Origin of the sequence: Candidatus Pelagibacter sp. Uisw_092, assembly GCF_047729545.1 — a bacterium.
Classification (GTDB): Bacteria; Pseudomonadota; Alphaproteobacteria; order Pelagibacterales; family Pelagibacteraceae; genus Pelagibacter.
Window position 1 is genome coordinate 1,170,152 of sequence record NZ_CP159824.1, and the last position, 21,460, is coordinate 1,191,611.

Consider the following 21,460-nt stretch of genomic DNA (forward strand, 5'->3'; position numbering starts at 1 on the left):
ATAGAAATGAAATTTGTAAATTATTTGGTCAGATTGTGGCTTAATTTAAACTCTTCAAATATTCTTTCAAAACTAAAATCATTTTTTCATTATATTCCATCATGTGATTGTCTTTTTCAGAAAAATAAGAATATTTTGGCTCATTAGCAAGCTTGTACATCTTTTTACCCATCCAAAATGGCACTATTTTATCTTCTTCTCCATGCATAATCAGAATTGGGGACTTAAGATTTTTAATTTTTTTATCACTTTCGTATTTATCTTTAAGTAAAAATCTAATTGGAAAATATGGATACACATTTTTTGCTGCATCAACCATAGATGTAAATGGAGATTCTAGTATAACGCCTGCAAATTTATGGTTTTGAGCAATATGAGTTGCAATCCCAGTACCTAAAGACTCACCATACAGAACGATGTCATTATCTTTAAGGCCTTTTCTTTTTAACCAATTAATTGCACTTTCACCATCTTCATATAGACCTTTTTCTGATGGTTTGCCTAAGTTTCCACTAAATCCTCTCCAAGAAATTATTAGGAAATTTATATTCATGTCTTTAAAATGATTAATTTTATGTATTCTATTTTCTAATGTTCCTGCATTGCCATGGAAGAAAACTATAGTTTTAAAATTGCTAAGATCTTTTTCATGAAACCATCCAAGTAATTTAAAATTATCACTCGTCTTAATTTTTACTTTTTCTATTTTAACTTTTAATTCGTCACCAAAGTAATTATTTTCTTTTGGCTCATATAATAAGTTTCGTTGAAATATAAATATAATAAAAAGTAAAGAAAAGTATGCTATCGGTATAATTAAAATTATTTTCAATAAATACTCTTTAATTTTTTTTTTCATATTTACTTTTTTTTTTAACTAAATAAACTCCACCAAAAACTAAGATAGTTCCTAAATAATGATAATACTCTAACTGCTCATTAAAAAATAAATAACCATAAATAGCACTGTAGACAGTAAAAATATATAAAGTGAAACCAGTAATTGATGCTCCAAGACTTTTCTGGGCCATTGTATATAACGTGAAAGCTATAATTCCTGGTGAGATAGCTGCAAATAAAACCCACATAAAAAAGTCTGAATTAAAAACAGTTCTTACAAAGAAAGTCTCTTCTATTAAATAAAATGGAAGCAAACTCACTACACCGAAAAAAGCAATCAAAGTAAATCTATCAAAAATTTTTAAATTAGTTTTCCAGTAAAATAAGTAAATAGAGTAGAGAGCCCACCCAATAGAAGAAGCTAGCATCCATAAATCACCAATTGTAAATTTTAGGCTAATTAACAGAGATAAATCACCTTTAATAATGATAGCAAAAACACCTATTAAACAAGAAGCCAGACCAACAATTCTAAGAAAATTTATTTTTTCTTTAAAAAAAATGCAAGAGATTAGAATTATAAATATTGGAGATGATGAATAAATAATTCCCATATTAGTAACAGTCGTCGTTTGTCCTGCTAAAAATGGAAAAGCTCCACAAACACCACACCCCATTGATCCAATAAAAAATATTCTTTTGTATTCTTTTTTTACAAATTTAAAATTTTTTTTTAATGAGACAAAAGTAAAAGGGAGCAACATTAAGAAGACAGCTGCCCACCTCCAAAAAGCTAAAGAAATTGGTGGTACATACTCAACTCCTCCTCTTGCAACTATCAAATTGCTAGCCATAAAAATTGGTTGGATAAATAATAATAGAAAAGGTAAATAATTATTTTTAGAATTATTCACTACAAGTAGAAAATTAGTTTTTGTCGAAAAAGGCTTCGTAGACCATCATAAAAATTGCAATACCCATCAAAATAAATACTGGCAATACATCCCAAAAACCTATCATTGATGATCTTGTCAATGTGGTCGCTAAACCGATAAGAAAAATTGCAGCAAGAAAAGTACCTAGAAATTTTGTTATATTATTTAGCATATTTTTTACAATTTTTTTCTAACCAATTGGCTACACCTAAAAATCTTAAATCATCTAGCTTGTCTCCAATTAACTGCACTCCTAATGGTAAATTATTAGCACCTGTAAGTAAAGGTAATGAAATAGAAGGTAAACCCATATAAGTCCAAGTAGTGCAGAATTCTGGGCTACCTGTACTCTTTAAACCCTTAGGTGCAACCCCAGTTGTAGATGGGCTTAACACACCATGATAGTCCTCAAACACTTCTTTAAAAGATTCGTAACTTCTTTTCATAAAGTCCATTGCTTCAACATAATCTTTTGCTGAGTATTTTAAACCTCTTTCGATGGCACCAACCATTTCTTTAGAAAGTTTTTTCTTAGATTTTTTGTAATAACCTTGGAAATTATTAGCCATATCTGTTTCATGAATTATTTTATGGTATTTTGGAATATCATCAAAATATGAAGGTGTATCAAATACTTCAATATTTTTTTTGAATGTTTTTATAAAAAACTCAAAAGACTTTTGGGATTCTTTATCTACATTTTTCCAATTTTTAGTTTTGTAAAAGATAAATTTTGGTTCGTATAATGGTCCTTTTTTACAAACTTTTAGCATTTCATCAGATGAATAATGAATAGTTGAACTATCATATAAATCTTTTTTAATTAATGATTTTGTTAATAAGGCAACATCTTCAACAGTTTTTCCAAAAACACCTATGTGATCTAACTTGTCTGACTGTTTTAAAACTCCACTTCGAGAGATTAGTCCATAAGATGGTTTATACCCAACAACCCCACAATAAGAAGCAGGTCTAATAATTGATCCATTGGTTTGTGAACCAATTGATAGTGGTGCCATATGAGCTGCAACTGCAGCTGCAGAACCACTTGAAGATCCACCAGGTGTTCTTGAATTATCGTGAGGGTTAGTAGTCTTTCCTGGGTGGAAATATGCAAGTTCTGTAGTTACAGTTTTTCCCATAACTATTGCTCCTGCAATTTTAAGTAAATTAACAACTTCAGAATCTTGAGAACTTGGCATTTTTTTTCTTAATGGAGTTCCACATTCAGTAGGCATTTCAAAAGTACCTATTATATCCTTAACTGCAATGGGTAGTCCATGTAAAGAACCTAGAGGCTTTCCTGATTTTCTGTATTCATCCGCTTCTTCTGCTTTTTCTAAAAGTTTTTTTTTATCAAAATATTCCCAAGCATTGATATCTTTTTCAAATTTTTCAATTCTTTCAATATATTGTGTACAAACTTCTACAGAGGAAATTTGGCCTGTTTTTAAATGTTCTACTAACTTATTAGTTGTAAGAGAAAATATGTTCATAATTTTAAATTACCTAGTTTGCAAATAATGTTTCTGGTAGCCACAAAGCAATACCTGGAAACATATACATAAGGAACATTGCAAATATTACTATGGCCAAGAATGGCATAATTCCTGCAAATATTTCCATCAGCTCAACATTGTTTTTTTGTACACCTTTTAAATAATAGGCGGACATGGCCATGGGTGGTGTCAAAAAAGATGTTTGTAAATTAAGAGCAATCAACATTGCAAAGAAATATGGATTAACATCAAATACCTCAAGTAACGGTAAAAATATTGGTACAAATATAATTAAGATTTCAGTCCATTCTAACGGCCATCCTAAAAGAAAAATTATTATTTGTGTAATAATTAAGAATTGCCAAGTTGTTATTTCTATTGATTTGAAAAAATGCTCAAAAATTTCATGACCACCTAAATAAGAAAAGACTGAAGAGAAAGTCCATGAACCAATAAATAACCACATAATCATTGCTGTGGTTTTTGCTGTTAGAAAAACAGATTCTTTAAAACTTTGCCACTTAAGCGTTTTGTAAAACCAAGATAAGAGTATTGCTCCAAATGCTCCTGCTGCTGCTGCCTCAGCTGGTGTGGCTATACCTGCTAAAATTGTTCCAAGTACTAACATTATTAACCCAAAAAGAGGGACAAAAGAAACTAGTACTTCTTTTAAAATCTCTGCTCTTGGTGGAATGTCCGCTGCATCTGGCTTGGGTGCAATTGATGGATTTATCCAAGCTCTGATTACAACATAAGCTATATATAAACTTGCAAGTAAAAGTCCTGGGAAAATTGCTGCAGCAAATAATCTTAAAGGTGATAATTGCGCAATCACTGAATATACAATTAACATAATACTTGGTGGTATTAAAATACCCAGACACCCCCCAGCACAAATTACTCCTGATGCAAATTTTTTATCATATCCTGCTTTAACCATTGCAGGCCAAGCAAGTAAGCCCATTAAAGTTACAACAGCACCAATAATTCCAGTTGCTGTAGAAAATAAAGTACAAGTTATTAATGCAGCTACTGCCATTGAAGCCGGCAATCTATGAGCTGCAAGTCTTATTGCAAAAAATAATTTTGATACAATTCCAGCTCTTTCAACTAAATACCCCATAAATAAAAAGAGGGGGACTGCAGTGAGGACATTATTATCCATAACTGTGTAGGTATTTTTTACAAATAATGAAAATATTCTATTATCAAAAATATGATCCATTAAAACAGGATCATAATAAGCATAATATCCAAAGCCTATTCCCATTGCCATTAGAGTAAATGCAATTGGAAACCCTAATAGTACTGCAAATAAAAATATCCCCATCATGAAGATAGCTACTTCTGGATTTGTTAAACTAAATAACATCTTTTTGATCCTCGTCTTGGGCTGTTCTCATTAAAATTTGTTCAGTTTCTTCTGCAACAACCATTCTTGCAGGCCAATGTCCCGTTTGAATACAAATGATTGATCTAAAGACCTCAGCAACTCCTTGTATAGTTAAAAATACTCCTGCTGCTGGTATCAAAGATTTAGCCATGTAAATATTAATCTGTGCTGGACTACTCCAGCTAGTTTCTTTTATCTTCCAGGCAAGTGCTGCATATTCAAATCCATAAAATGCTAAAGCTATTACGCCAGGAAAAAAGAAAATAAAATAAAGTATTAAATCAATCCAACCTTGTGTTTTTGGTTTGAATAATCTGTAAATCACATCTCCTCTAACATGAGATTCCGTTGCCAAACAATAAGCACCTGACATCATTAATATTGCACCATACATCTGCATACTAAAGTCAAAATTCCAAAGTGTTGGTTTGTTAAATATATATGCCATTGTTACTTCATAGCAAGTTCCACCCATTAAAATAACAATACACCAAGAAAAAGCCTTCCCTATTGAAGTGCTTAATGTGTCAGCAAATTTTATGTAAGCTCTCATCATGATTTGAATAGAATACCTTAATTTTTTAAAAACTGTACAATAAAAAAGGGGAGCCTAAACCCCCCTCTTTTAAATTATTTAAAAACTAATTAGATTTTAACTTTTCCAATTGGACCAAACTCATTTTCATAAGCTAGTTTGTAATTAGGCTGATTCATCAGCAAGTACTTCATTACTTTCTTAGCATATGCTTTTTGAGAGTCGATTACCTTCTTGAAGAATGCATCTTTTGCAGAGAATTCTCCAACAATTTTATCCCAACCTTTTAACTGTTCAGCTAAAATGGCATCAGATGTTTGGTAAACGTTAACCTTATGTGTATTCATCAACTCAGCTAAACTGTCAGAATATCTAACAAGCGCCTTGAAGTAGTTATCTGTATTCGCAGCATAAGCAGCGTTTTTTAAGATAGCTTGATGAGCAGGTGAAAGGCTTTTTAGTCTCTTAGTGTTCATAGGAATTTCAAACATCTCTTGAGATTGGTGAAAACTTCCTAAGTGATAGTGTTTAGAGACATCTTGCATTCCAAACTGTGAGTTTGATGTTGGGTTGTTAAACTCAGCAGCATCAATCAAACCAGTTTTCATTGCTGGTTGGATTTCACCACCTGGTAATTGTCTTACGACCATTCCCATAGCAGTTAAAACGTTAGTCGCTAGACCAACTGTTCTATACTTCATACCTTTAACATCAGATACTTTAGTTACATTCTTTTTGAACCAACCAAAAGGTTGTGCTGGCATAGGCATATGAAAGAATCCAGTGTAGTTATATCCAACACTAGCTACTGCTTCTTCATATAGTTTTCTTCCACCACCACGTTCCATCCATCCCATAACTTCTTGAGATGACATTCCGTATGAAGGACCAGTTCCAAATAGTGAAGCTGCAGCGTTTTTACCGTACCAATATGCTGTCACCCAGTGACCCATATCAACTATTCCATCACTTACCGCTGCTCCAATTTCTGAAGTTTTAACGATTGAGTTAACAGGTTGAAGATCAATCTTAAGTGATCCACCAGACATGTCACTAACCATGTTACAGTAGTCTTGCGCCATTTCAAAAAAGATGTTTGCACCTGAAGGCCAAGCAGCTTGCATCTTTAATACAGTAGCGTGAGATCCTGCAGTTGCAATATTAGGCATTGCTACAGCTGTTGCTGCTGCTGCACCTGTGACTGCTGCCGCTTTAAAGAACTTACGTCTTGAAGGTGTTGTAGCCTTCAAAGATTTTTTATCTTTAATCATTATTTCTCTCCATTATTATATTAGTTAATTAACTGTACTTATATTACCCACAGTTAGATGTAGCTGTCTACGGAATAGTTAACCCCAAGTTGTGCCAAATAGACCTATTTGTAGATAAAATTTAGTTAAGGACAAAGATGTACACAACCAAAAAGTGTATTAAAGTATTTTATTTTTTTATCACTAGGCTTGCCCACAAACTAAACCAATCTGATTTGAATTTAAGTTTTTGGAAATAATTTGCTTTATTTAGCTTAACAGCACTTAATAAATAAGTTCTATTTTCAATAGTTCTTATTTTTCCTACTCCATTTGAATTGGTTTTGATCTTTTCTTTATAAGTATTATTTTCATCTTTACTAAAAATAGTAATTTGCCAGTTTCCTAATGGCTTATTTTTTTCAAAAAGTTGAAATTCAAAAAAACTATTCTTAAGGTTGTAAGGTGTGCTCAAGGCAATAATTTCAAAATCTAATTTTGATTTTTGAATAAAAAAACCTTTATTTCCATCAGTAATTAATACTTTTGCAAATCTTCTATAATTTTCTGTAGGAATTTTATTTCTATCAAACTTATCTATAGTGCTTTGAAGGCCCTGTTCTTTTACAAAATCTTCGAACTTTTTAACAGAGTCATACTTTAAGAATTCATTATTAGTTTCATAGTTTAAAACATGAAATCCTTGCTCTGTAATTAACATTTGAATTGCTGGAAAATCTCCATCCCTCTGTGATAATTGTGTTACTTTATTTCTACTTTCTAAATATAAGCTTTTTTTATTTGGGCTGTAAAACCCAAAAGGAGAACCCATAAAATCTTGACCAATATTAATATTAGTTTTAAATAATTCCTTGTTATTAAAATTAAAATTAATCGGCTCAAGCCATAACTCGTGCGCATGTACTTTAATTTTTAAAAAAGTTACTAAAAATATGATTACAAATAAATATAGAAACTGCTTTAATAAATTAATGTTTTTTAAGATATTTATATTCATACTATTCTTTATTAAATCATCTTATGCTCACGAACTACGTCCAGCAATTGCAAATCTTAATATTTATGAGGAAGATAATATCACAAACGCAAATCTATCAATCCAATTAAATTTAGAAGCTATTATTGCAGGCATAGAAACAAAACATTCTAATACAAAAGAGTCTGAAAAATTTGGAGAATATCAGGATTTAAGAGAGATGAACCCAGCAATTTTACTTAATCAATTTAACTCTAAGATTAAAAATTTTGATAATAAAATTAATCTAACATCTTATAATTCAAATTTAAACTTAATCTTAATAAGTGTAGTCATACCAGAGGTGGGTAATACTGACGTAATTAGAGACACTATTGTTACTTTTGATATTCAAAATATTAAAGAAGAACGATTTAAATTTTCTTGGGATAAAAATTTAGGATCAATTATTTTACGTATTAATTCAATTTACAATAAGCCTCTCTATACTGAATTAATTGAGGATGGTAAAAAATCTAAATGGTTTAGTATAAAGAACAAAACAGAGGTAGAACTTTTTCAAAATATTAAAGAATATACCTTACTAGGGTTTAAACACATTATACCAAGAGGTTTAGATCATATTTTATTTGTTCTAGCGCTATTTCTTTTGTCTCCAAAACTGAGGCCTTTAGTTTTACAAGTTTCAATTTTTACTTTGGCTCACACAATTACTTTGTTCTTAGGTGCGCTAAAAATAATATCAATTCCAGCAATTATTATTGAACCAATTATTGCTCTATCTATTTGTTTTATAGCAATAGAAAATTTGTTTACTGAAAATATAAAAAGAACAAGGTCCTATATAATTTTTATTTTTGGACTACTTCATGGTTTGGGTTTTGCAGGAGTTTTAAATGAAATTGGGGTTTCAACAAACTTATTTATTTCAAGTTTAATCTCTTTCAATTTGGGAGTTGAGCTTGGTCAAATCAGTGTAATTATTTTATCATATACTTTAATTGCTCTATTATTCCAAAAAAAATCTTGGTACCGAAATAGAATTACTAAACCGATTTCAATGATTATTGCATCTACTGGCTTTTACTGGTTCATCGAAAGATTATTTTTTTAATATTTTGAGAGAAAAATTACTGTAAGCAATTTCTTTATTTAAAATTATTTTTTCAAATAAAAAACCTTGATTATAAATAAATATTATAATCATTAAAGACTCTTAAATTTAGTGTTGGTATTGCACTAACCCTAATTGACTAAATCTTTTTCGAATTTCATTAAAGAAGCCAGTAAGTCAATTTTCCAGTTTATAAATTCAATAATAATTTCCTCTGAAGGTCTAACATTCCTAATTTTTAGATCTTTTGTTGTGTTTGCTCTTGCATTTAATTTGATAAAAAAATTTTTTTTTACACCATCATCAACTATTTGAGCAACTGTTTTATAAGAATACTCTTGTAGCTTGTTAGAAATTTTTTCTTTATATATCTCTTCTCCTAATTCATTTGCCTCAAATATTATTAAAAAAACTTTATATTTTTTTATTGAAGAAAAAATCCATTTAATGCCAGATTTATCCTCTTGGTACTTTAAGACAGCACTTGAGTGTCTGGCCATTTCTAGATTAAGATCACACATTCTGTCAGGTGATATTTTAAAAGGAAGTTTTGCTAGGTTTAATTTGCTAATTATATTTTTTTGTCTTTTTAAATCTTCAACACTTGAGTTAAGCTTTTTAATAGCTGCAGAAGCCATATTTAATCCAGTGGAAATAATTTTTCTTTAAATTTTATTATTCTAAATTTCATAAAATAACTATATCTCAACTCATGACTTAATATATACGGTAATAATGCTTGTAAATATTGAGTTTTTTAGTCTATTTATAGTAATTGCTTTTTGTTTAGAAAAAATTACTTTACCCATAATTTAAATTTACAACTTATAAAGAATTTAATTTACTTTATTTTTGCAGTTTCCAGTTTTAAAAAACTCTTCGATATTATCTACTGCCAAATCACCCATGGCAGTTCTTGTTTGTTTCGTTGAGCTTCCAAGATGAGGTAAAATAAAAGCACTTTTGTGTTTTAGATAACCAGAATTTAAGTTGGGTTCACCTTTGTAAACATCTAATCCAACTGCATAAATTTTTCTTCTATCTAAAGCATCTAGCATAGCTTCGTCATCAATCATATCCCCTCTTGCACTATTTGTAATTATTGCACCAGTTGGGAAATACTCTAAAGTTTTTTTATTGATTATATTCACAGTCTCTTTTGTGGCTGGACAATTAATTGCTAGAATATCAGAAACAGAAAATAAACTTTTAATATTTTCATGATAAGTAGCACCTTCTTCAAGTTCTGGGGTTAGTTTAGATCTATTATGATAGTGAATTTCCATTCCAAAAGGTCTTGAAAGTTTTGCTACCGCTCTTCCAATTCTTCCCATTCCTAAAATTCCTAATCTTGCTCCTGTTAATTGTTTGCCAATTAAAAAATCTGCAGACCATTTCCAGTCACTATTTTTTGCGTGCTCAATTCCTTCTGGGGCTCTTCTTGTGGCGCCAAGTATTAATAACATTGCAATCTCTGCTGTAGCATCTGTTAAAACATCAGGAGTGTTTGTAACCGCTATTCCTCTTTTTTTTGCAGCCTCTAAATCTATATTTCCAAAACCTACAGCAAAATTAGAAATTACCTTGATCGTATCTGGCAGTTTGTTGATTGTATCTTCATCCATTTTTTCGGTTAAAGATGTTAAAATTGCATCACAACCTTGGCTTAATTCAATTAGTTTTGACTGTGAATATAGCTCATCATTAGCATTAATATTTGCATCAAAAATTTTTGAGGCTTTTTCCTCACTTACTTTTAATAATCTTCTAGTAATTAATATTTTTTTCATATTTTAGACTATTTTTTTTTGTTTTAAGATTGATATACTATTTAAAAAAAAATGAAAAACAACATATTACAAACTGAACTTTCAAGTCTTTTAAAAGATAGATTTTCAATTTCAAAATCTACTAGAGCAAATTATGCTAGAGGCGAAGATGCTTATGAGGCAGTCTTATCTCAAGCTGTAGTTTTTCCAGAAACAAACGAAGAGGTTTCAAAAATATTATCCTTATGTAATAAGTATAAAATTCCTGTTGTACCTTTTGGAACTGGAACGTCTCTAGAGGGTAATGCTGTTGGAAATGAAAATGGAGTAACTTTATCTTTAGAAAAAATGAATAAAGTTTTAAGTGTTAATGCTGAAGATTTTGATTGTAGAGTACAAGCTAATGTAACCAGAAAACAATTGAATGAATATCTAAGAGATGATGGTGTTTTTTTTCCAATTGATCCTGGTGCAGATGCTGCTTTAGGTGGAATGGCTTCAACTTCAGCTTCAGGTACAATGGCTGTCAAATATGGAACAATGAGAACAGTTGTATCAGGTTTAACCGTAGTACTAACAAGCGGTGAAATTGTTAGAACTGGAACTCGTACAAAAAAATCATCAGCTGGCTATAATTTAACAAATTTGTTTATAGGTTCTGAGGGAACTTTGGGGGTTATCACTGAAGTGCATTTAAGACTATCACCAATACCTGAAAGTATAATGAGTGCAGTATGTCATTTTCCTGATCTTGAAACTGCAGTTTTGACATCTCAAGAAGTTATTCAATATGGGGTTCCAATCGCAAGAATAGAAATGTTAAATAAAGACCAAATGGAAATTTGTATTGAATATTCAAAATTAGACAACATGGAAGCAAAGCCAACACTCTTTTTTGAGTTTCATGGTAGTGAAGAATCAAATAAAGAGGCAATTAAAATTGTTGAAGAGTTATCAAAAAATAATAATGGAAGTGATTTTAAATGGGCTGAGTCACTTGAGGATAGAAATAAATTATGGCAAGCAAGGCATGACGTTTACTGGTCAGTAAAAGCACAAGGTAAAAATGTAAAAATTTATTCAACAGATGTGTGTGTGCCTGTTTCTAATTTGGTTGAATGTATTAATTTTGCTGAAACAGAAATTAAAAAATTTGGTCTTAAAGCACCAATGGTTGGTCATGTTGGTGATGGAAACTTTCATGCAATTATAATGTATGATCCAGCAGTTGAAGGTTCATATCAAAAAATTAGAGATTTTAGTGATAAACTTATAGATAAGACTTTAGAACTTGAGGGAACAATTACTGGTGAACATGGAATTGGCTTGCAAAAAAAAGCTTATTTATTGAAAGAACACCCTGATAATTTACCGTTAATGAAATCAATTAAAAGAAGCCTTGATCCAAATAATATAATGAATCCAGGTAAAATTTTTGACCTTAATTAAATTTTTAGCCTAACCTAACATCTTCTTAAGATTTACTAATGCATTAGAAATATTGTCTTGTGAACATGCAAAACTGAACCTCACATAATCATTGCACGTTTTACCAAATGCTGTACCTGGAACTATAGCAACACCCGCTTCATGCATTGCTTTTTTACAAAACTCTGCACCATTCATTCCTGTTCCTATTACTTTAGGAAATGCATAAAAGGCTCCCCCTGGCAAACTACACTCTACACCAGGCAAATTATTTAAACCTTCATGAATTAATTTTCTTCTTATAGTGAACTCTTTCATCATTTCATTAATTGAGTCATCTGGGCCATCTAAGGCTGCGATACCTGCAAATTGACTAGCTGCGTTTACACAAGAAACACTATTTATTAAAAGTTTATTTACATGTGGAACTAATTCTTTAGGCCAAAAACTCCATCCTAGTCTCCATCCAGTCATTGAGTATGCTTTGCTCCATCCCTCTAATACTATTAATCTTTCTCTTAATTCTGGATAATTAAAAAACGAAGGCATTTCTTTATTATCAAAAACTTGTCTACTGTAAATTTCATCACTTAAGATTGTTACATGCGGATATTTTTTAAGACCTTCTGCTAATACATCAACATCTGCTTTTTCTACAAAGCTTCCTGTTGGATTATTTGGGTTTATTAATATCAACAATCTTGTTTTATCTGTAATTAAAGACAAAATTTTCTCTGGGTTAAATTTTAGATCCTTATCTTCTGTTAGGTCGTATGGCACTGCTGTAGAGCCAGTGTAATTAATCATAGACTCATAAATTGGAAAAGCAGGAGTTGGATGAATTATCTCAGCACCTGGCTCACCAAAGCATTGAATTGCATAACTCATTGTTGGTTTTCCACCAGGCATGATTAGAATTCTCTCAAAATCTACATCAACGTTATAATGCCTTTTAATACTTCTTGTTACAGCTTGTCTACATTCTGGAATTCCATTAGACATTACATATCCATGATGTCCATCATCTAAAGCTTTTTTTGCTGCTTCAACTATATGTTTGGGTGTTTTAAAGTCTGGCTGGCCCAACCCCATATGTATCATTGGATTTCCTAAAGCTTCTAATTTTTTAGCTTCAGCTAATACACTGAATGCTGACTCTGTTCCTAATCTTTCTAAGTTTTTTGCTAGATTCATATAATAATTTTACGTTTTATTTTTTGATAAAAAATTTATTTTAATTATATATATTTATTAATAATAAAAAATATAGTTAAATTTTATTTTCTATAAATTAATCTTGAACTGTTTAGTTCTTTTAGGTTTTTACAGCCCATTAAAACCATATTTCTATTAATTTCATCGTGCATATTTTGTAATAAATGCTCAACTCCTTGTTGACCCCCTGCAGCCAAAGAGAATAAAAACATCTTTCCAAAACTACAAGCAGTTGCACCCGCAGCCAAAGCTTTTAAAACATGAGTTCCTCTTCTTACTCCTCCATCCAAAATTATTTCTAGTTTATCTCCGACAGCTTCTCTAATGGCTGAAACTTGATCAAAAGGTGATCTTGATCCGTCCAACTGTCTTCCTCCATGATTTGAAACCATTATTGCTGTACAGCCAATATCTATAGCTTTTTTTGCATCATCAACTGACATCACTCCCTTTAGTGCGAAAGGCCCATTCCATTTTTTTACACAATATTCTGCATCTTTCCAGCTCATTGCTGGATCATACTGTTCATTAATATATTCAATTACTGATTTTGCAATATTAGTTCCTTTGTCTGTTTTATTTTTAACATTAGACATTTCAAATTTTCCATGAGTAAAATAATTAAATACCCACTGTGGGTGAAGAGCAAAACTCATTAAGCTTTGCAATGTAAGTTTCGGTGGAGTTGTAAAGCCTGTTCTGTGATCTTTTTCTCTATTACCTGCAACCAATGTATCAACCGTTAAACACATTCCATCAAAACTAGATATTCTACATCTATCTATCAAATCATCAGTAATGGAATTATCTTTATGAACATAAAGCTGAAATAGTTTTGGGCCACTTGAAATATCAGCAATTTCCTCAATACTATTATTTGCCATTGTTGACATACTATAAAAAGTTCCAAATTTTTCCGCAGCTCTTGCTGATGCTTTGTCTCCATCATGATGATAAAGTCTTTGCATAGCTGTTGGTGAAAGAAAAATTGGCATATTAATTTTTTTTCCAAAAACAGTTGTTGATAAATTTGGTTTACCAACGCTCGCAAGTATATTTGGAACTAAATCACAGTCATTAAAGGATTCTGTATTTCTTCTCAGTGTTGTCTCATCATCTGCACCACCGTCAATGTAGTGAAAAATTGGAGAAGGTAATCTTTTTTTTGCTAATTTTCTAAAATCACTAAAGTTGTAACAGTCTTTTAAATTCACTATTTTCTAAATCTTAAATTATCTCTGTTTAAGTCGCTAATTTTAGTACAACCCATTAGTTTCATGTCTCTTACTAATTCAGCCTTATACTTTTCAATAGCCCTCTCAACACCTGCTTGTCCACCAGCGGCTAGAGCATAAAGGTATAATCTTCCTCCTGAACATGCTTTTGCACCTAATGATAACGCTTTAAGCATGTGAGTTCCTCTCTGAAATCCACCTTCACAAATTACGTCTAATTTATCTCCAACAGCATCAACAATTTCAGCAAGCTGATCAAAGGGTGCTCTAGATCCATCTAGTTGTCTCCCACCATGATTTGAAACCATTATTCCTGTGCATCCAATATCAACAGCTCGCTTTGCATCTTCAACACTCATTACTCCCTTAAGTGCAAAGTGACCACCCCATTGAGAACAAAGTTTTTCAGCATCTTTCCAGTTCATGGATTGATCCAACATAGTAGAAAAGTATTGTCCTATTGAAGTATTAGTGTCGGTACCCTCTTTTACATGGTCTTGAAGATGAGGTAATTCAAATTTACCTTTTGTTAAATAGTTTATTCCCCACATTGGTTTTGTTGCAAAACTAAAAAGACTTGAAAGTGTAAGCTTTGGGGGTGAAGTAAATCCAGTTCTTAAATCTCTTTCACGGTTTCCTCCAGTTATTGTATCTACTGTTAAAGCCATAACATCAAATTTAGCTGCTTTTGCTCTTTCTAAACAAGAATCATTTAAACCTCTATCTTTATGAAAATAAAACTGAAACATTTTTGGTGTATCAACTAGTGAGGCTATTTCCTCAACACTCACAGTTGCAAGAGCTGAAACACCAAACATTGTATTAAATTTTTGAGCCGCTTTTCCAACTGCTCTTTCTCCATCATAATGAAATAGTCTCTGTAAAGCTGTTGGTGCAAGATAAAAAGGTAGATCTAATTTTTTTCCAAAAATTGTTGTAGATAAATCAACATTTTCAACACCTCTTAAAACATTTGGAACTAAATCAACATCATTAAATGAGCTTGTATTTCTTTCATACGTAATTTCATCATCAGCTGCACCATCGATGTAATGAAATATAGGTGAGGGTAATTTTTTTTTAGCTAATCTTCTAAAGTCACTAAAATTGTGACAATCATTTAAATTCATAGAGCTATATTAGAAGTTTTTTAATAAATTGAACATATAACTATTTGCCCCAGGGTTTTTATCTCCTAAACTTGCATTCGATATATGGTTATATGACATTCCTAAATTTGTACTTTCTGAAATTGAATAAGATAGTTGTACTTCAGTTTTAAACTCTAAGACATGTCCTAGATCTTTACCATCGCCTTCATGGTAAATTCCTGGAGCAAAACTTGGGGTAAATTTAAGTTTGTCACCCATTACATAATTCCATTCCACACCTGTATATAAATATACAGCTGAATTTTCAGTTATAAATCCTCCTGTTATAGGAGAAATATTTCCCAGAAAAGTATCTTTCTTTAATTTTTCATTTTGATGTTGAAATCCAACTAAGATGGCTTTTTGCTTATGATCACTAAAATCAAAGTTTCCTGCATAAATATTATATTCATGTTCACTAGTATTTTCCTCTGCACTAACAACAAAAGAAAATATTGTTAAAATAACTGTTGATAAAACTTTAATGTAAAAATTATTTTTCATTATTTTTTGAAATTTTTTTATATATTATCGCACCACCTGTTAAAAATAACAATAACGGTAATAACCACAATATATAAGTGTTTTTATTTAATTTTGGATCATAAATTATCCAATCACCATACTTTTCTATTATAAATTCATATATTTGCTTTTCATTTAATCCTTCATTAATTTTTCTATCCACAATTAGTTTAATACTAACGGCAAATTCTGATTCTGAATCATAAACTGATTGTCCTTGACAAATTAAACAACGAATATTTTTTAAAATTTTATTTTTTTGAACATCGTTTACTTCATCTGATTTTAATTCAGAAAAGCTTGTGACTAAAAATAGGATTATAAATATTTTTAAAATTTTCATTTAATTATTAATCTAATTTCATTTACAATTTCTTGATTGATTGGGCCAACAAATTTTTTAATTATATTTTTTCTTTTATCTATTAAAAAAGTTTCTGGAACTCCATAAGCTCCAAATTCAACTCCTAAAGTGCCATCTTTATCAATTAAAATTTGAGAATATGGGTTACCAAAGTCATTAATAAATTTTTTTGCATTATTAAAATTGTCTCTATAATTTAATCCAATTAGTTTAATCGATTTATTTTTACTTAATTGCATTAACAAAGGGTGTTCTGTTCTGCAAGGGACACACCAGGATGCCCAAATGTTTACAATATAAAAGATATTCTCTTCAAAAATTTTATCTGAATTTACATAATTATTTGAATAAAAGTCCTTAGCTTTAAAGGTTGGGACAATTTTTTTTTCATTAAGCTTGGGTATATAATTATTTGGAGCATTTATTCCTTTATAAAAAATAACAAAACAAAAGCTTAAAAATATAATTACAATAAATAAGCCAAACTTATTTTTCATATCCTTCTTTTAAATAAACTCATTAATCCACCAAGACTTAATAGTAAAACTGAGATCCATATCCAAACCATAAATGGTTTTACTTGATATCTAATATTAAAATATTCATTACCCTTTACAAGGTTCATTACTAAAAACTTATCTTCTAATAGTGTTGTTTTTATATCTGCCTCACTAGTAATAATTAGAGGTTGATTATAAATTCTAATCTCAGGTTTTAATTCAATCGTTTTTCCATTTTTGTCTTTTATATCAAAATAAGCAACAATGGTGTTAAAATTACTTTCTTTTCTTTCTTCTATTTTTTTAAAAAAAATTTCACTTTTATTATAATCATATTTTTCGCCAATTTTTATGTTGGTTATAATTTCTGAGGATAAAATGCTATTAAACAGAATACTTAATATTAATAAGCTAAAACCAAAGTGTGAAACTGTTTGTGAAATATTAATTAATTTTTTAATAAATAATTCTTTTAAAGTTGTAAAAAATAAAAAAAAAGCAGCAGAAATTAAAACTGTATAAAAAAGTAAGTCAGTAGTTAAATTTTTAATAATAAAAAAAGTTAACATTATCGAAATTATAAATGTGATAATAAGTGAAGTCTTATTCTCAATTTTTGATTTAATCCATTTAAGTCTTGGTCCAAGAGACATGAATAGTAAAAATGGTATTAAAAAAGGAACAATTAATTTTTGATAAAAAGGTGGGCCTACTGATATCTTTTCACCAGATATCACATCTAGAAAAATTGGATATACTGTGCCTATTAGAACAACAGATAGATAGTACATCATAAACCAATTGTTCATTAAGATAGAAGTTTCTCTACTAAGCCAAAAAAAATTATTTGAACTTTTGTTATTTTCTTTGTGAAATATAAAAAATATTCCTAACGATAAGACAATTAGTACAAATAAAAATATTAATATAAACATACCTCTTGCAGGATCATTTGCAAATGTGTGTACAGAATTTAATATTCCAGACCTTACTAAAAAAGTTCCACACATACTTAGAGTAAATGTTGTAATGGATAATATAACTACCCAAGATGTTAATGTAGCTCTTCTTTCTAACACTAAAATACAATGTAATAATGCAGTCAATGTTAGCCATGGCATCAAAGAAACGTTTTCAACTGGGTCCCAAAACCAAAAACCTCCCCATCCTAGTTCATAATATGCCCAAATTGATCCAAGCATAATCCCTATAGTTAGAAAAATCCAAGAAACTAAAACCCATTTTTTAATATGCTGTCCCCATTGTTTTGAAACATAGTTTTGCGTAACCGCAGCAAGAGATGATGAAAATATTATAGAGGTGCCGACATAACCTAAATACAAGATTGGAGGATGTATTGCTAGAGCTGGATCTTGTAAAATTGGATTAAGACCAAGGCCTTCATTAGGAATTGGAAATAAATAATTAAAAGGATTAGATGTCATTAATATAAATAAGAAAAACCCTATAATTATTATTTGCTGAAATAATAAAGTTAAAATTCTATATTTTTTAGGTTGTTTTCTTGATTTAATTAAAAATAGAAAAATGAATAAAGTTAATACTAATAACCATAGCAATAAGCTTCCTTCATGGTTTCCCCAAGTTCCTGAGATTTTATAGAATAATGGTTTGGTTGTGTGAGAATTATTAAAGACTGTCTCATTACTAAAGTCTGAGTTTACAAAAGATGTAATCAAACTCAAAAAGCTTACAATTACAAAAACTAACTGTAGAAAAGATAGGGATAATATAGTTTGGTTAATCTGCTTATTAATATTATTAAAGTCCTTAATTGAAACAACACAAAGTAAAAATGAAAGGAGTAACCCTAAAATTAAAGAATAATAACCTATCTGATTAGCTAGCAATTTTATTTATCTCCCATGGCTTCTTTAACTTCTGGGGGCATATAATTTTCATCATGTTTTGCCAAAATTTTAGTAGCTGTAAAATAATTCTTATCTTTTAAAAAACCTTCAGCAACTACTCCTTTTCCTTCAGCAAATAAATTGGGGACTACTCCTGAATAAATAACATTAATTTCATTTTTGAAGTCAGTAATAATAAAATTAACTTCATTAGAATTTATAAAAACTGATTGCTCTTTGACCATCCCTCCTACTCTTATTTTTTTTTTATTTAATTCTATTAAAGCCTTTATTTCAGACGGAGACTGAAAATATACAACGTTTTCTTTTAATGATTGTAAAATTAAAAAAACTGATAAAATTATCGATGCAAAGATTAATGCTAAGAATATAAATCGTAATTTAACCTTTTTACCATACATGGTTTATTGGTTAAATGTTTGATGTATTGGATAATATTTCTCTATTAATATTTTGTGATCTTGCAGCTCTAGCTTTCTCAACATTTAGAGAACCAAATTTAAAAGCAAATTTTTTTTGCTCTTTTGAAAGGTGTAATTTAGTTACAAAATACAAGGCTGTAAAACTGATCAATGTGAATGAAAAAGCTGACCATACGTAAGCTCCATATCCATTCATTGAAATTATCTCATTTATCATAATCTATCTAATCCTTTATTTTTAACTTTTATCAGTTCAGTATTATATTTCATCAAAAAAATGAGTAATGAAAAAAGGGCAAATGCCGCAGTCATAATACCTAATGGGACTAACATTGATGAATGAATTGCTGTGTTGGTTGATAAAATATTAATTGAAGCTGGTTGATGTAGCGTATTCCACCAATCAACAGAAAATTTAATGATGGGAACATTTATCACCCCTAAAATTGCAATCAAGGAGGTAACTTTTAATACTTGTTCTTTGTCTTCATAAATTCTCCAAGCCAATAAATACAATCCATAAAATAAAGCTAAAATTAACATAGAAGTTATTCTTGCATCCCAGGCCCACCAAGTGCCCCAAGTTGGCTTTCCCCAAATTGAACCTGTAACTAACGCTATGATATTAAAAATAAATCCTGAAGGTGCTAAACTTTTAGCAATTAGAGCAAAATTTTTATTTTTAAAAACAAAAATTCCAAAAGACAACAAAGCTAAACTTGAAAATATTCCAAGTGATATCCAAGCAGCCGGTACATGAACATACATAATTCTTACTGCATCGCTTTGTTTATAATCTTCTGGAGATAGAACGAGTGCTTCTGTTAACCCAATTGTTAATATAACTATAAATAAAAATAAAACATACTTTGGTGCCTTAGAGGTGATCGTAAATATTTTATTAGGTTCAAAAGATTTAAACATATTTAAATTATATATATTAAAAAAAGATAATTTTGTTTTTATTATAGAAAGCTACCCTGATCAAGAATGTAGAGGGAGTCATTAATGATAAAAACGTTATTTAACACTCTTGACCAGAATATAATTAAATATAACTACAATCTGTGTCCAAGATTTGAATTAATTGTGTTAAAAAAAAGAATTAATTAGAGGGCTTAAAGTAGCTAGAGCCTTTTCTGCCTGAAAAAATCTCTTCAATTAAAGGATGTTTAATAGGGTCTTCCGAATCATCCATCAACAAGTTTTGCTGAGAAACGTATGCTTCATAAGTAATTTCATCATTTTCAGCAAGTAAGTGATAAAAAGGCTGATCTTTTCTAGGACGAACATTTTTTGGAATAGATTGATACCATTCTTCAGAATTATTAAATTCAAAATCCACATCATAAATTACACCTCTAAACTCGAAGTGTTTATGTTTTACAATGTCTCCAATTGAAAATTTTGCTTTTTGAATTGCCATTAGTATTAATATGGGGATTTAAAAAAAAAAATCAATAAAAAACATTTATATTTTTTTTAATATGTTAATATCTGTCAAGTGAATAAATCTTTTCTTAAATTTGCCACAGACTTTGGGCCTTTAGCTATATTTTTTTATTATTATTATAACAATGATAAGAACCTAGCAGTTGCAATTCCTCCACTTATAGTTGCAACATTAATTGCACTAATAGTTGTTTGGTTTTTTGAAAAAAAAATACCTATGATGCCTTTAATAAGTGGTGTCTTAATTACATTTTTTGGTGGTCTAACAATTTATTTTAATGATCCAGTTTTTCTTTATGTGAAACCAACAATTATTAATATTTTATTTGCCCTTGCTTTATATTTTGGAAAATATTTTACAAATGAACCTGTTCTTAAAAAGATTATGGGTAAATCAATTACTCTAACCGACATTGGTTGGGAATTATTAAACAAAAGATGGATGTATTTTTTTTTTGGTCTTGCAGTCTTAAATGAGTGCGTCTGGAGAACACAAACAGAAGAGTTTTGGGTTAACTTTAAGGTTTGGGGAATGCTGCCAATAACCCTCGTTTTTACGGCATTCCAAATATCACTAATTAATAAACATAAACTTGATGAATAGAAATTTAAAACTAGTCATTAACAATCCAAAAAATCAAATAGAAGAAAGACAATTTTTTGAAAAGAATGAGCTGAAGGTTATTTTAGATTTATATGCAAAAATGGTCTCTAAAGGGTCATGGAAAGATTATGGTTTAAATATTTCAAGCAGACAAGTGAGTTTTAGTGTTTTTAAAAATGCTGCAGAGAATGCTTTATATAAAATCTGTAAAAATTTTAAACCAACCAATAAAAATCTAAAATATTTAATTACAGACTCTAATGGTAAAGTTTTAAAAAATTCTTTCGATCTAGAGATTTTACTTAAAAATACTAATTGGAAAAACCTTAAGAAATAAAAA

General features: G+C 29.9%; 24 protein-coding genes. 4 read left to right on the forward strand and 20 right to left on the reverse strand.

Annotated elements, in window-relative coordinates; genetic code table 11:
* Positions 1 to 40: 40 nt before the first annotated feature.
* The 7 genes from ABXT63_RS06485 to ABXT63_RS06515 all read right to left on the reverse strand — a co-directional run bounded on the left by ABXT63_RS06485 (position 41) and on the right by ABXT63_RS06515 (position 7,470).
* Positions 41 to 859, reverse strand: coding sequence for an alpha/beta hydrolase (locus ABXT63_RS06485; protein WP_415320752.1), 819 nt, complete (start codon positions 857 to 859; stop codon positions 41 to 43).
* Positions 843 to 1,754, reverse strand: a complete 912-nt coding sequence (locus tag ABXT63_RS06490; protein WP_415320753.1) for a DMT family transporter — start codon at positions 1,752 to 1,754, stop codon at positions 843 to 845. Before ABXT63_RS06490 ends, ABXT63_RS06485 begins: the two co-directional genes overlap by 17 nt.
* 182 nt (positions 1,755 to 1,936) lie before the next feature.
* Positions 1,937 to 3,274, reverse strand: a complete 1,338-nt coding sequence (locus ABXT63_RS06495; RefSeq protein ID WP_415295925.1) for an amidase — start codon at positions 3,272 to 3,274, stop codon at positions 1,937 to 1,939.
* Positions 3,275 to 3,284: 10 nt separating this feature from the next.
* Positions 3,285 to 4,646 carry a TRAP transporter large permease gene (locus ABXT63_RS06500; RefSeq protein WP_415294914.1) on the reverse strand — a complete coding sequence of 454 codons (1,362 nt, stop codon included), beginning with the start codon at positions 4,644 to 4,646 and terminating at the stop codon, positions 3,285 to 3,287.
* Positions 4,636 to 5,220, reverse strand: a complete 585-nt coding sequence (locus tag ABXT63_RS06505; RefSeq protein WP_415321974.1) for a TRAP transporter small permease subunit — start codon at positions 5,218 to 5,220, stop codon at positions 4,636 to 4,638. Before ABXT63_RS06505 ends, ABXT63_RS06500 begins: the two co-directional genes overlap by 11 nt.
* 92 nt (positions 5,221 to 5,312) lie before the next feature.
* On the reverse strand, positions 5,313 to 6,473 hold the full coding sequence (locus ABXT63_RS06510) for a TRAP transporter substrate-binding protein (protein ID WP_415320754.1): 1,161 nt from the start codon (positions 6,471 to 6,473) through the stop codon (positions 5,313 to 5,315).
* Between the two features lie 169 nt (positions 6,474 to 6,642).
* On the reverse strand, positions 6,643 to 7,470 hold the full coding sequence (locus ABXT63_RS06515; protein WP_415320755.1) for a DUF4198 domain-containing protein: 828 nt from the start codon (positions 7,468 to 7,470) through the stop codon (positions 6,643 to 6,645).
* Here ABXT63_RS06515 and ABXT63_RS06520 point away from each other — a divergent pair.
* Positions 7,445 to 8,563: a HupE/UreJ family protein gene (locus ABXT63_RS06520; RefSeq protein ID WP_415320756.1), complete on the forward strand. Its 1,119-nt coding sequence runs from the start codon at positions 7,445 to 7,447 to the stop codon at positions 8,561 to 8,563. The two genes, ABXT63_RS06515 and ABXT63_RS06520, sit on opposite strands and share 26 nt — an antisense overlap.
* A gap of 131 nt (positions 8,564 to 8,694) precedes the next feature.
* Here ABXT63_RS06520 and ABXT63_RS06525 read toward each other — a convergent pair whose 3' ends face one another.
* Together ABXT63_RS06525 and ABXT63_RS06530 are read right to left on the reverse strand one after the other, a co-directional pair.
* Positions 8,695 to 9,201, reverse strand: a complete 507-nt coding sequence (locus tag ABXT63_RS06525; protein ID WP_415320757.1) for a hypothetical protein — start codon at positions 9,199 to 9,201, stop codon at positions 8,695 to 8,697.
* A gap of 198 nt (positions 9,202 to 9,399) precedes the next feature.
* Positions 9,400 to 10,353: a 2-hydroxyacid dehydrogenase gene (locus tag ABXT63_RS06530; RefSeq protein ID WP_415320758.1), complete on the reverse strand. Its 954-nt coding sequence runs from the start codon at positions 10,351 to 10,353 to the stop codon at positions 9,400 to 9,402.
* A 51-nt stretch (positions 10,354 to 10,404) separates the two neighbouring features.
* On the opposite strand from ABXT63_RS06530, the gene ABXT63_RS06535 reads away from it, so the two are divergent.
* The gene (locus ABXT63_RS06535; RefSeq protein WP_415320759.1) at positions 10,405 to 11,781 is read left to right on the forward strand and encodes an FAD-binding oxidoreductase; all 1,377 of its coding nucleotides are present in this window, start codon (positions 10,405 to 10,407) and stop codon (positions 11,779 to 11,781) included.
* A gap of 9 nt (positions 11,782 to 11,790) precedes the next feature.
* Here the strand turns inward: ABXT63_RS06535 and ABXT63_RS06540 are convergent, their stop codons facing one another.
* The 11 genes from ABXT63_RS06540 to hspQ all read right to left on the reverse strand — a co-directional run bounded on the left by ABXT63_RS06540 (position 11,791) and on the right by hspQ (position 20,490).
* The gene (locus ABXT63_RS06540; protein WP_415320760.1) at positions 11,791 to 12,954 is read right to left on the reverse strand and encodes a pyridoxal phosphate-dependent aminotransferase; all 1,164 of its coding nucleotides are present in this window, start codon (positions 12,952 to 12,954) and stop codon (positions 11,791 to 11,793) included.
* Positions 12,955 to 13,037: 83 nt separating this feature from the next.
* Positions 13,038 to 14,189, reverse strand: a complete 1,152-nt coding sequence (locus ABXT63_RS06545) for an alpha-hydroxy acid oxidase (RefSeq protein ID WP_415320761.1) — start codon at positions 14,187 to 14,189, stop codon at positions 13,038 to 13,040.
* Complete coding sequence (locus ABXT63_RS06550; protein ID WP_415320762.1) at positions 14,189 to 15,340, reverse strand: alpha-hydroxy acid oxidase; 1,152 nt, start codon at positions 15,338 to 15,340, stop codon at positions 14,189 to 14,191. The genes ABXT63_RS06545 and ABXT63_RS06550 overlap by 1 nt, the downstream gene beginning before the upstream one ends.
* 9 nt (positions 15,341 to 15,349) lie before the next feature.
* Complete coding sequence (locus tag ABXT63_RS06555) at positions 15,350 to 15,865, reverse strand: acyloxyacyl hydrolase (protein ID WP_415320763.1); 516 nt, start codon at positions 15,863 to 15,865, stop codon at positions 15,350 to 15,352.
* The gene (locus ABXT63_RS06560; RefSeq protein ID WP_415320764.1) at positions 15,855 to 16,229 is read right to left on the reverse strand and encodes a cytochrome c-type biogenesis protein CcmH; all 375 of its coding nucleotides are present in this window, start codon (positions 16,227 to 16,229) and stop codon (positions 15,855 to 15,857) included. The genes ABXT63_RS06555 and ABXT63_RS06560 overlap by 11 nt, the downstream gene beginning before the upstream one ends.
* Entirely contained in the window at positions 16,226 to 16,747 is a 522-nt protein-coding gene (locus tag ABXT63_RS06565; RefSeq protein WP_415320765.1) for a DsbE family thiol:disulfide interchange protein, read from the reverse strand. The genes ABXT63_RS06560 and ABXT63_RS06565 overlap by 4 nt, the downstream gene beginning before the upstream one ends.
* Positions 16,744 to 18,621: a heme lyase CcmF/NrfE family subunit gene (locus ABXT63_RS06570; RefSeq protein WP_415320766.1), complete on the reverse strand. Its 1,878-nt coding sequence runs from the start codon at positions 18,619 to 18,621 to the stop codon at positions 16,744 to 16,746. The genes ABXT63_RS06565 and ABXT63_RS06570 overlap by 4 nt, the downstream gene beginning before the upstream one ends.
* Positions 18,622 to 18,623: 2 nt before the next feature.
* The gene (ccmE, locus tag ABXT63_RS06575; RefSeq protein ID WP_415320767.1) at positions 18,624 to 19,043 is read right to left on the reverse strand and encodes a cytochrome c maturation protein CcmE; all 420 of its coding nucleotides are present in this window, start codon (positions 19,041 to 19,043) and stop codon (positions 18,624 to 18,626) included.
* A gap of 10 nt (positions 19,044 to 19,053) precedes the next feature.
* Positions 19,054 to 19,281: a hypothetical protein gene (locus ABXT63_RS06580; RefSeq protein ID WP_415320768.1), complete on the reverse strand. Its 228-nt coding sequence runs from the start codon at positions 19,279 to 19,281 to the stop codon at positions 19,054 to 19,056.
* Positions 19,278 to 19,988, reverse strand: a complete 711-nt coding sequence (gene ccmC / locus ABXT63_RS06585; protein WP_415320769.1) for a heme ABC transporter permease CcmC — start codon at positions 19,986 to 19,988, stop codon at positions 19,278 to 19,280. Before ccmC ends, ABXT63_RS06580 begins: the two co-directional genes overlap by 4 nt.
* Before the next feature lie 181 nt (positions 19,989 to 20,169).
* Positions 20,170 to 20,490: a heat shock protein HspQ gene (hspQ, locus tag ABXT63_RS06590; protein WP_415320770.1), complete on the reverse strand. Its 321-nt coding sequence runs from the start codon at positions 20,488 to 20,490 to the stop codon at positions 20,170 to 20,172.
* 78 nt (positions 20,491 to 20,568) lie between these two features.
* On the opposite strand from hspQ, the gene ABXT63_RS06595 reads away from it, so the two are divergent.
* The gene (locus ABXT63_RS06595; protein WP_415320771.1) at positions 20,569 to 21,120 is read left to right on the forward strand and encodes a septation protein A; all 552 of its coding nucleotides are present in this window, start codon (positions 20,569 to 20,571) and stop codon (positions 21,118 to 21,120) included.
* Positions 21,113 to 21,457 (forward strand): DUF2794 domain-containing protein, encoded by a 345-nt coding sequence (locus ABXT63_RS06600; RefSeq protein ID WP_415320772.1) that lies wholly within the window; start codon positions 21,113 to 21,115, stop codon positions 21,455 to 21,457. Before ABXT63_RS06595 ends, ABXT63_RS06600 begins: the two co-directional genes overlap by 8 nt.
* The last annotated feature ends 3 nt before the right edge of the window (positions 21,458 to 21,460 follow it).